This is a genomic window from Sphingomonas sp. ATCC 31555 (assembly GCF_000282895.1).
Lineage (GTDB): Bacteria > Pseudomonadota > Alphaproteobacteria > Sphingomonadales > Sphingomonadaceae > Sphingomonas.
On record NZ_ALBQ01000014.1, the window covers coordinates 140069 to 151335 of the forward strand.

Here is an 11267-nt window from a genome sequence, read left to right on the forward strand (position 1 = left end):
AGAAGGGATTATCAGATGAACCGCACGATTCGCGCCGCCCTGCTGGCCGCTGTGCTCACGCCGCTGCCTGCGCTGGCGCAGACCGCAAGCGAGGCCGATGCGAAGGCGGCCGCCATCGTCGCGCAGCTCACGCCCGACGAGAAGATCGGCCAGTTGCTCAACGCCGCACCCGCGATCCCGCGTCTCGGCATCCCGCGCTACAACTGGTGGACCGAGTCGCTCCATGGGGCGCTCGGCACACTACCGACCACCAATTTCCCGGAGCCGATCGGCCTTGCCGCCAGCTTCGATGCGCCGCTCGTTCATGACGTCGCCGCTGCGATCAGCCGCGAGGTGCGCGGCCTTCACGCGCTTGCCCGCGAAACCGGAAGAATGGGGAGGATCGGCACCGGGCTCGACACTTGGTCGCCCAACATCAACATCTTCCGGGATCCGCGCTGGGGGCGCGGGCAGGAAACCTATGGGGAGGATCCGTTCCTCGCCGCGCGGATGGGTGTCGCCTTCGTGGCCGGCATGCAGGGGCCGAATCCGGACCTCCCCAATGTGATCGCCACGCCCAAGCATTATGCGGTGCATAGCGGGCCCGAATCGACGCGCCACGAAGCCAATGTGTTCGTCTCGCGCCACGATCTGGAGGATACCTATCTGCCGGCGTTCCGCGCCGCGATCGTCGAGGGCAAGGCGGGATCGGTGATGTGCGCTTATAACCGCATCGACGGCCAGCCCGCCTGCGCCAGCGACATGTTGCTGAAGGAGCATCTGCGCGGCGCCTGGGGCTTCAAGGGATTCGTCGTGTCCGATTGCGACGCGGTGAAGGATATCAGCGACAACCATCATTATGCTCCCGATGGTGCAGCGGCGGTAGCGGCGGCGATCCGCGCGGGCGTCGACAATGAATGCAACGGCGCCACGCTTACCGACACGGCGGGGCTGGGCGATCGCTACCGCGAAGCGCTGGCTCGGGGCCTGATCACGCAAGGCGACATCGATCGCACGCTGGTGCGGCTGTTCTCCGCCCGATTGCGTGTCGGCGATCTTCCGGGCATCCGCGCGGCGACGGGCAAGCGCAGCGATGTCGGCGCCCCGGCGCACCGCGCCCTGGCGCTCGATGCGGCCGAAAAGAGCCTGGTGCTGCTCAAGAATGATGGCCTGTTGCCGCTGAAACGCGGCAGCCGCATTGCCGTGATCGGCCCGCTTGGCGATGCCCCGCGCGTGCTGCGCGGCAATTACTCTTCGCCGCAGTCGGGCGAGCCGATCTCGGTGGTGGAAGGGCTGCGTCGCGCCTTCCCGCGCGCCAATGTCCGCTACGCACCCTTCGGTGCCTCGGTCACCGATGGCGACCCGGTGCCCGGATCGGCGCTGCGCACGCCGGACGGCAAGCCTGGACTTCTCGCCCGCTACTTCAACCCGGTGACGCCGCCGCCTGCGGAGTTCGCCCCCGGCACCTTCCGCGACATCACCGCCAAGATGCAGTTCGCCGACACGCCGGTGGTGACTCGCGTCGAGGCCGATGTCTCCGCCCGCAGCCTCGATCTGCCGACCGTCTCCGAGCATCACCGCACGATCTGGACCGGCTTCCTCGTGCCGCCCGAGACCGGCACCTACCGCCTGGGCCTGACCGGCTTTGGCGGCGCGATGACCTTCGAGGGCAAGCCCTTTGTCGACCTCACCAAATCCGGTTGGGGCAGCCTGCCGACGATGCGCGAGGTGCGGCTGGTCAAGGGCAAGCGCTACCCGATCGAGGTGCGAACCGACGAGCATGTCCTCTCCGGCATCGACCTCGTCTGGAAGCGCATTGTCGCCGATCCGATGGCGGAGATGAAGGCGGCCGCCGCAAGGGCCGATGTGCTCGTGGCGGTGGTCGGCATCACGTCCGATCTAGAGGCCGAGGAGTCCCCGGTGCAGATCCCCGGCTTCAAGGGGGGCGACAAGACCAGCCTCGATCTGTTGCCGGATCAGCAGGCGCTGCTGGAAGCGGCCAGGGCAACCGGCAAGCCGCTCGTCGTGGTGGCGATGAACGGCAGCCCGATCAACCTCAGCTGGGCCAAGGACCATGCCGCCGCGATTCTGGAGGCCTGGTATCCGGGCGAAGTGGGCGGCACCGCGATCGCCAATGTGCTGTCGGGCAAGACCAGCCCCTCGGGCCGCCTGCCGCTAACCTTCTATCGCAGCGTCGACGATCTGCCGCCCTTCGGCGATTACAGCATGCAGGGGCGTACCTATCGCTATTTCACCGGTACGCCGGTCTATCCGTTCGGCCACGGCCTCAGCTACACCCGCTTCGCCTATGCCGCGCCGCTGGTGGAGAAGGACGGGGCAGGGGTGACGATCACGGCGGAGGTGCGCAATAGCGGCGCCCGCGCAGGCGACGAAGTGGCGCAGCTCTATCTCGACTTCCCCGAGGATCCGGGTGCTCCGCGGCTGGCGCTGCGCGGCTTCCAGCGCGTGTCGCTGAAGCCGGGGGAGGCGCGGCAACTGCGCTTCGCCCTCGCCCCGCGCGATCTGAGCGCCGTGACGGTGGAGGGGCAGCATCGGGTGCTGGCGGGCCGTTACCGCGTGACCGTCGGCGGCGGGCAACCGGGCACCGGTGCGCCAAGCGCGTCGGCGGACTTCACGATCGAGGAACCGGTCGACCTGCCCGATTGATCGCGCCGTGATGGGGCGCCGAAGGGGCCGCCCCACACCCCAACGCTTCATTTCCGCGAAGGCGGGGAGTCTATCGGCGCTGAAGCCGATGGGATCTGACATAGCCCCCGTGCATTTCCGCTGCATCTCGGCTAGCCCAGCCGAAACACGAGGGGGATTTGCATGGCGGGTGGCCTGGTCGCATTGCTGGACGATATCGCGGCGCTGGCGAAGCTGGCGGCGGCGTCGCTGGACGACGTTGGCGCGGCGGCGGGCCGCGCTGGGGTGAAGGCTGCCGGCGTGGTGATCGACGACACCGCGGTCACGCCGCGCTATGTCGTCGCGCTGCCGCCCGAGCGCGAACTGCCGATCATCGGCAAGATCGCGCTTGGATCGATCGCCAACAAGCTGCTGGTGATCCTGCCGCTGGCACTGCTGCTCAGTGCGTTCGCACCCTGGGCATTGACGCCGATCCTGATGCTGGGCGGCGCCTATCTCTGTTTCGAAGCGACCGAGAAGGTCATCGAAGCGGTGCGCGGCGAGCATCATGCCGAGGAAGTTGCCGAGATCACCGATCCCAAGGCGCTGGAAAAGCGCCAGGTGCTGGGCGCCATCCGCACCGACCTGATTTTGTCGGCCGAAATCATGGTGATCGCGCTGTCGCAGCTGCCGGCGGACATGTCGTTCGCGACGCGCGCCGGCGCGCTCGTGCTTGTGGCGCTGGCGATCACGGTGGGGGTCTATGGCGTGGTCGCGCTGATCGTGAAGATGGACGATATCGGGCTGCACCTTAGCCGCGCCGGCAGCGGTGGCGGCACCGCCGCGTTCGGGCGCGGGCTGGTCACGGCGATGCCGGTGCTGCTCTCCGCGCTGTCGCACATCGGGGTGGCGGCGATGATCTGGGTGGGCGGCGGCATCCTGCTGCATGGACTGGAGGAATTCGGATTCGGCGCGCTCCCGCACATGCTGCATCATTGGTCCGAAGCAACGGGCGCCGCGACCGGCGCGCTGGGCGCTGTCGTCGCCTGGCTCGTCTATGCGCTTGGCTCGGCCGTGGCCGGGCTGGTGGTGGGCGGCGTTATTGTCGCTCTGCTCCACGTGATTCCGCGCAAGGGGCATTGACGACCGGTTCGGCAGAAAGCCTAGCCTTCATAAAGTGTTAGATATTAGCTACGTTGTCCGGGCGATTGCCAGCCGAAGCGCCCGCCGCTAATCGTCGCTGTGGGGAAGGCCGACATGCAACGGCCACGCCTTTCAGGCAAAGTGTGGACGGCGAACGGGCCGTCTCATCGGGGAGCATCGGGCTTGCAGGAATTTCCGTTAACGCGGTTCGATGATTTGGTAACGCTATCACCTGCAGAAGCGGAGGTGCTGCGCAGCCTGGGGAAAGACGCCGTCCTGTATCGCCGCAACGCCGTGATCCGGCGGGATCGCGAACCGGTGGGCGCGATCTACATGCTGCTCGAGGGCTGGGCGAGTTCCGCCATCCGCCTGCCCAACGGCCAGCGCCAGATCATCAAGGTCCATATCCCAGGTGACATGATGGGCACGCCCAGCATGGCGCTGGAAACCGCGGCCGACACGCTGACCGCGATCACCGAATGCCGTGTCTCGGCAGTCCCGTTGACGCGGCTTCGCGAGCTGCTCGTCGCCTATCCCCGATTGGGCGGGGTGCTGTTCCTGTTCGTGCAGATCGAGCGGATCGCGCTGATGGATATCGTGGCGTCGATGGGCAAATCCTCGGCACGAGAGCGGCTGGTGCGGTTGCTGCTCGATTTGCACGATCGCTTGAGCACGATCGGCGTAGTGGCGGATGGGACATTCGATCTGCCGTTGACGCAGGAGCAGATCGGCGACGTGCTGGGGCTCACTTCGGTGCATGTGAACCGGACGATGCGGCTGCTGGAGCGCGAAGGTCTGGTCGTACGCGAAGGCCACCGCATCGTGCTGTGCGATCTGGCGGCGTTGCGCCAGATTTCCCCGCTGCCGCCGCGCCGCCTTCGCGCCGATCCGCCGTGGTTGCCGCAGCCGGGCGAGCTCTGATCGGATCGGCCTCAGCCGAGCAACGCATCCACCGCGTGAAGCAATTCGCGCTCGCGAAATGGCTTTCGCAGCTGCGGCACGCCCGCCGGCAGATCCTCGGTCGAATCCATATAGCCGGTGAGCACCAGGAAGGGCTGACGCAGCCCCGCGGCGCGGGCGCGGGTGATGAATGCGCCCCCCGTGCCGCCGGGCATCATATAATCGGTGATCACCACGCCGATCGCCGCATCCTGCAGCAGCGCTGCCATGCCCTGGACCAGCGAATCGGCTTCTGCAACGGCGTGGCCATGGGTCCGCAGCACTTCGGCCGCCGCCTCGCGCACCGCGGGATCGTCGTCGACCAGCAGGATCCGCGTAGTCCGCGTCGGTCGGGCCTGTTGGATGCGGGTTTCGGCGACTGCATCGGCCGTTGCCGGTAGCACCAGCGTCACCGTCGTTCCCTCGCCCGGCGCGCTTTCGATCAGCAGCCGGCCGGCCGACTGTTCGGCGAAGCCGTGGACCATCGACAGGCCCAGCCCGGTGCCGCGATCGCTCGCTTTGGTGGTGAAGAACGGCTCGACCGCACGCCGCAGCGTCACCGCGTCCATCCCGCAGCCGTCGTCCGCTACGGCGATGGCCAGATAGTCGCCGCGTGGCAGCCCGCGCGCCTCGTCGCGCCGCGCCGCGCGGGCTTGGATCGCGATGCGGCCGCCCGGGCGATCGCCCGCCTGAATCGCATCGCGTGCATTGATCACCAGGTTCAGGATCGCCAGTTCGAGTTGATGCCGATCTGCGGAAATCGGCGGCAGCGGCGGGACGGCGGCGATCGTGCAGCCGATCGACGGGCCCACCGATCGCTGCAGCAATTCGTGCAGCTCGTGCAGCATCGCCGGCACGTCGATTGCTTCCGGGGTCAGGGCCTGCCGCCGCGAATAGGCGAGCAGCCGCGCCACCAGCCCGCGTGCCCGCTCCGCGCTTTGCGTCGCGCTGTCGATATAGCGCATCGCCTTCGCATCCTCGGCGCAGCGGCCGCGCAGCAGGTCCAGTCCGCCGAGCACGGGCGTCAGCAGATTGTTCAGGTCGTGCGCCACGCCGCCGGTCAGGCGACCCAGCGCCTCCAGCCGCTGCGCCTGCACCGCCGCCGCTTCGCGCTGGCGAAACCGGCGCAGTTCGCGCGCCAGCAGCAGCGCGAGCGCCGCGAACAGCAGCAGTGCGACAATGCCGCCGGCAATCAGCACCATCCGCGCCTGCCGCGTCAGCGCCGCAAAGGTGCCGCCGGGTACTTCCACCCGCACTTCGCCGCCGCCCAGCTCGGGTACGCGGGTACGCACGGCATGGACGGGGCCCGCCGGCGCCTTGCCCGCCTGGGCGACAAGGGTGCCGCGACGATCGAATAGCCGCACCCGCCAGCTGGGCGGCACATCCTCGTTCACCAGCAGTGGCCGCATTGCCTCGACGCGGAGCACTGCAGATACGACATAGCGGACGCCCGAAGCCCGGGCTGCCGGCGCACGAATGGCGAAGGCCTTTCCGCCGCCCGGGCCCGCCGCGACGATGCCCACCTGCGGCTGGCCGGTGCGCACCGCCGCCGCCAGGCTTTCCGGCTCGACGACCTTGCCCAGCCGCCCGCCGATCGGCTCGGGCAGGTCCAGCACGCGATTGCCACCCGCATCTGCGACGCTGATCCGGGACCAGTTGGGGTGATCCTCCATCAGCCGCATGCCCAATCGCGTAAAGCGATCCAGGTCCAAAGGCCTATCGAGGGTCGGTGATCGCCCGATCATCTTCACCGCGTCCAGGTTGGCGGCGATTTCGCGCCCCACCAGCCGGGCGGTGGATCGGCTGGCGATCACGGCCTGGCGATCCAGCGCGTTCCGCTGTTCGCGCAACGAGACCGCCGTATAGACGGCCCCCAGCAAGACGATCGGCAACAGCCCGGTCAGGCCCATCAGGATCAGCGAACGTTGCACGCAGAACGGCCCCTATTGCCGTGGCCGTGTTTGGCCATCTTTTGCAACAGACGAGTACTTCCGTCTGAAAGTCAAATGCATCGCTTGGAAGGTAGCGGCGCTTCGGGGTGGAGGTGCTGCGGTCGTCGCGCTTCGGTGGTGCCGAAAGCGGCACTAGGCAAGTTTTTCCTATCGTCGTCGGCCAGCCGGTGCGTGCTGTTCCTATAAGGTACGGGTGGGCGCCGAAAATGTGCCTTCACCGCGCAACGGAGTAGGCATGGCGGAGCAGATCCAACGTACCGGCGGCAAGCCGACATCGACGCGGGCGGGCGCCCGCGCGTGAGGATTCTCTTCTATCTGCCCGTCGTCACGCCCTGGTGGTTCGAACATATCGTCGAGCCGCTCCTCCGGCGCGTCGCCAGCGTCGCGGAGGTGCATGTTCTCGCGCCCGCTCCCTGGCGCAACACCGGCCTGGGCGAGGACGAACTGCGCCGCTGCACCGATCTGCCATCGGTGCAATGGGCGATCGTCGATGGCGAGGATCACCCGACCCTGCGTACCGTTCCCGCCGACCGCGACGGGCTGATTGCCTATGTTCGCGGGTTGGCGCCCGATCTTGTACTGTGCCGCACCGCCGACTTCGATACGCCGCGCGCTTTCCCGGGCGTGGTGCGCTACATCATGGAAGCGGTGACGACGCCGTTCGATCTCGTCTCGGCAGCCAACACCGTCCATTTCACCGACAGCCCGTTCGTCAATGGCGCGATGCCGGAGTTGGCCCCCGGCGATGCGGCCCGGCTGGAGGCGCTGTTCGCGCCGGCCTGGGCCGACATGCAGGCTTATTGGCAGGCCGCCTGTCTCGATCGCGTGGACGTGTACCGCACGCTGGGCTTGCACGAGGGTCGCCCCACGCTGCTGCTTCCGCTCGAATATGAGCATGAGGAGAATTTCTACCTCCAGCACCGCCCCGGCGGCGCAAGCAATCGCGATCTTGTTGCGCAGGCGGCGGCCGCGGTGAAGGGCCGCGCCACGCTTCTCGTAACCGATCATCCGCTCAACGCGCTGCATGTCGAGCGCGACGCGTTCCTCGATTACGTCCTTGCGCTGGACGATGTCGTCTATGTCGAAGATCCGATCTTCGATGTATCGCCCACCACCGCGCTGGCGCGGCATGTCGATGGCGTGCTGCTCCACGATTCGAAGAGCTTCGCGCTGGCGGCGGCATTCGGCCGGCCGATGCTGCGCCATTCGCGTTTCGCCAGCGCCGACTGGCTGCGCGATCGAGGCGACCTGGCGGCGTTCGTGAAGGCGGTGGCAACCGGGAAGGCCGCTCGGGCAGAGGACGCGGCTGCCCGCCGCTGGTTCGCCTACCACCTCGCGAACGAAGCCTTTTATCCCACCGATCCGGCGCTTACCGGCGCGACGGTCATCGATCGGGCGCTCCGTCCGGTCGATCCCGGCCGCTGGGATGCGGCGATCGCTCGCATCAACGTGCGCAACCCCGCGCTGGAGGTGGCGGCATGAAGCTCGGTGCCGTTGCGCGCACGCGGGAGGCCGCCTCGCCGGCGCTCGCCTGGGCCGGCGAGGTGATCGCCGCCGAACGCCGCGCGCTCGAGGCGTTCGAAGCGGTGCTGCCGCCGTCGCTCGGCGACGCTGTGGCGGTGATTGCCGGCCATGCCAGCCCGCTGACGTGCCTCGGCATGGGCAAGTCGGGCCTGATCGCCGCCAAGGTCGCTGCCACCTTTTCCAGCCTGGGCACGCCCGCCTTCGCGCTCAACGCCGGCGAGGCCGCGCATGGTGATCTCGGCGCGGTGCAGGACGGCAATGTCGTGCTGCTCTTCTCGAACAGCGGCACCACCGATGAGATTCTGCGCATCCTGCCGCTGCTCAAGGCGCGGGCATGCGTGCTGATCGGTGTGGTCGGCAGGCCCGACTCGCCGCTCGGCCGCGCGGTCGATATCCTCATTCCCGCGGTGATCGCAGGCGAGGCCGATCATATCGGCATGGCGCCCACCGCCAGCACGACGCTGCAACTCGCGATCGGCGATGCGTTGGCGGTGGCGGTCAGCCAGACACGCGGCTTCACTCGCATGGATTTCCTGCGCCATCATCCCGCCGGCCTGCTCGGCCGCCAGTCGATTCCGGTGCGCACGCTAATGCGCGTTGGGGACGATCTGCCGACCGTGCTGCCCGATGCGCCGGTGGCCGATCTGCTCGCCGTCATGTCGATGCGGCGGATGGGTGCTGCCTGCGTCGTCGATCGGGACGGCCTGCTGCTCGGCCTGGTGGTCGACGGCGATGTCCGCCGCCACTTTCAGTCGCGCCGCGACGTGTACGATACGCCCGCCGCTACGCTGATGCAGCCGCATCCGCAGGTGATCGATATCGCCGCCACGCTCGGCGATGCGATGCTGATGCTGCGCGAGCGCGAAGGGGGATTTCTGGTGCTGCCCGTGGTCGACGGTGAGGGACGTCTGCACGGCATGGTCCATGCCAAGGATATGTTGAATGGCTAAGCCTCTGAAGATCGTCGCCTTCGTGCCTGCCAAGGGCAGCAGTGAGCGGGTGGCGGACAAGAACACCCGCATTCTGGATGGCGAACACTTGTTCAAGCGCAAGCTTGTTCAGGCGCTCGACTGCACGGCGATCACCGAAGTGTGCCTGGACACCGAAAGCGCGGGCATCGCAGCGCTTGCGGACGACCTGCCGGTCACCTGGCTGCAACGCCCCGCCGAGCTGGCCAGCAACGCCACCGACGGGCATGCCATGTTCGCCTGGGAATGTTCGCAGCGCCCCGATGCGGATATCTGGATCCAGCTGCTCTGCACCGCGCCGTTCGTCACCGCCGAGACGATCGGCCGCGCGATCGAACGCCTGCTTGCCGATCCGGAGGCGGACAGCCTCGTCGCGGTCACGCGCGCCAAGCAATATTGCTGGACCGGGCAGGGCCCCGCCTATGGCACCGGCCGCATTCCCAACAGTGTCGAGCTGCCGGAAACGATCGTGGAGGCGATGAGCCTCTACATCGTCCGCCGCACCGGCGAGGGCGCCGCCACGCGCCGCTTCGGCACCCGGCCGATCCTGTTCGATCTCGATCCGATCGAACAGATCGACATCAACCACCATCATGATCTGGTGATCGCAGAGACGGTCGCCGCAGGCTATCGCCAGGCGGAGGTGACGCGCTTCCGCGCGATGCTGCCGCACCTCTCTTCGCCGGTATTGTCGGATATCCTCAAGGAGCGCGGCCACCGCGTCGTCCTGCCCAAGGCGCTGCGCCCGACCAGCGGCGGCAAGTTCCTCGGTCGCGCCAAGACTGTCCAGCTCGGCGCGCTGCCGGAGCGGCCGGATCGCTCGCCCGATGGGCCGTGGAACGGCATCTATGGCGCGCTGCAATCCTATCGCTTCGTGCGGCCGGGCGACGTCATCATGGTCGCCACCGATCTGCCCGAATATGCCTATTTCGGCGATCTCAACGCCAATCTCGCGATCCGCTCGGGCGCGGTCGGCGCGGTGATCGACGGGGCGACACGCGATACCGCCGATGTGCGCACGCTGGGGCTGCCCGTCTATGCCCGCGGCCAGACCTGCGACGACATCAAGTACGAAGGCACGCTGAAGGCAATGAACCGCCCGATTGTTATGGGCGACGTCACCATCGCCAACGGCGATGTGGTATTTGCCGATGCGGATGGGATAGTGGCGGTCCCGCGGGCGCTGTGGCCCGAGATCGAGGAAGCCGCCTGGAACGTGCTGTCGAACGAGGCACGCATCCGGATGCAGGCGGCGCGCGGTCGCGACGTGGATGCGATCCTCGCCGAATGCGGGGCGTTTTGAAGGATTTGAAGATGAAGACGGTCAAGGTCGGTGCTCTTGAAATCGCCAACGACAAGCCGGTCGTGCTTGTCGCAGGCCCCTGTGCGATGGAAAGCCGCGAACACGCCTTCGAAATGGCCGAGGCGCTGACCGATCTCTGCGCCGATCTCGGCATCGGCTTCATCTACAAGAGCTCGTTCGACAAGGGGAACCGCACCTCGATCGACGCGCCGCGCGGCATCGGCATGAGCGCGGCGCTCCAGGTCTTCGCCGATCTGAAGGCGAAGTTCGGCTGCCCGGTGCTGACCGACGTGCACGATGCCGGCCAGTGCGCGCCGGTTGCGGAAGCAGTCGACGTGCTCCAGATCCCCGCCTTTCTCTGCCGCCAGACCGACCTGCTCGTCGCCGCCGCCCAGACCGGCCGTGCGATCAACGTCAAGAAGGGCCAGTTCCTCGCGCCCTGGGACATGAAGAACGTCGCGAAGAAGCTCGCGTCCTCGGGCAACGAGAACATCATCCTGTGCGAGCGCGGCGCCAGTTTCGGCTACAACACGCTGGTCAGTGACATGCGCGCGCTGCCGATCATGGCGCAGACCGGCTATCCGGTGATGTTCGATGCCACCCATTCGGTGCAGCAGCCGGGCGGGCAGGGCACCAGTTCGGGTGGTCAGCGCGAATTCGTACCGGCGCTCGCCCGCGCTGCTGTCGCCGTGGGCGTCGCGGCGGTGTTCATCGAAACCCATGAAAAGCCGGACACCGCGCCCAGCGACGGCCCGAACATGGTGCCGCTCGCGGAAATGCCGGCGTTGCTTGCCCGGCTGAAGGCGTTCGACGCCCTCGCCAAGGCGGGCTGAG

8 protein-coding genes are annotated in these 11267 nt (G+C 67.6%); 7 read left to right on the plus strand and 1 reads right to left on the minus strand.

The features are described 5' to 3' along the window. Positions 1-15: 15 nt before the first annotated feature. From B215_RS0108010 to B215_RS0108020, 3 genes are all read left to right on the plus strand, one after another. Positions 16-2646, plus strand: coding sequence for a glycoside hydrolase family 3 C-terminal domain-containing protein (locus B215_RS0108010; protein WP_019369125.1), 2631 nt, complete (start codon positions 16-18; stop codon positions 2644-2646). A gap of 162 nt (positions 2647-2808) precedes the next feature. Next, entirely contained in the window at positions 2809-3747 is a 939-nt protein-coding gene (locus B215_RS0108015) for a DUF808 domain-containing protein (protein WP_019369126.1), read from the plus strand. 216 nt (positions 3748-3963) lie between these two features. Continuing rightward, positions 3964-4668, plus strand: coding sequence for a Crp/Fnr family transcriptional regulator (locus B215_RS0108020; RefSeq protein ID WP_236704427.1), 705 nt, complete (start codon positions 3964-3966; stop codon positions 4666-4668). A gap of 11 nt (positions 4669-4679) precedes the next feature. On the opposite strand, the gene B215_RS0108025 is transcribed toward B215_RS0108020, so the two are convergent. Beyond that, a complete protein-coding gene (locus B215_RS0108025) occupies positions 4680-6617 on the minus strand; it encodes a hybrid sensor histidine kinase/response regulator (RefSeq protein ID WP_019369128.1) in 1938 nt (645 codons plus the stop codon). A 318-nt stretch (positions 6618-6935) separates the two neighbouring features. On the opposite strand from B215_RS0108025, the gene B215_RS19780 reads away from it, so the two are divergent. From B215_RS19780 to kdsA, 4 genes are read left to right on the plus strand one after another with little or no spacing between them, the layout of a single operon-like run. Beyond that, positions 6936-8120 carry a hypothetical protein gene (locus B215_RS19780; protein ID WP_019369129.1) on the plus strand — a complete coding sequence of 395 codons (1185 nt, stop codon included), beginning with the start codon at positions 6936-6938 and terminating at the stop codon, positions 8118-8120. Continuing rightward, positions 8117-9112, plus strand: coding sequence for a KpsF/GutQ family sugar-phosphate isomerase (locus B215_RS0108040; RefSeq protein WP_019369130.1), 996 nt, complete (start codon positions 8117-8119; stop codon positions 9110-9112). The genes B215_RS19780 and B215_RS0108040 overlap by 4 nt, the downstream gene beginning before the upstream one ends. Beyond that, the gene (locus tag B215_RS0108045) at positions 9105-10433 is read left to right on the plus strand and encodes a cytidylyltransferase domain-containing protein (RefSeq protein ID WP_019369131.1); all 1329 of its coding nucleotides are present in this window, start codon (positions 9105-9107) and stop codon (positions 10431-10433) included. The genes B215_RS0108040 and B215_RS0108045 overlap by 8 nt, the downstream gene beginning before the upstream one ends. 11 nt (positions 10434-10444) lie before the next feature. Further along, entirely contained in the window at positions 10445-11266 is an 822-nt protein-coding gene (kdsA, locus tag B215_RS0108050) for a 3-deoxy-8-phosphooctulonate synthase (RefSeq protein ID WP_026009074.1), read from the plus strand. Position 11267 lies beyond the last annotated feature (1 nt).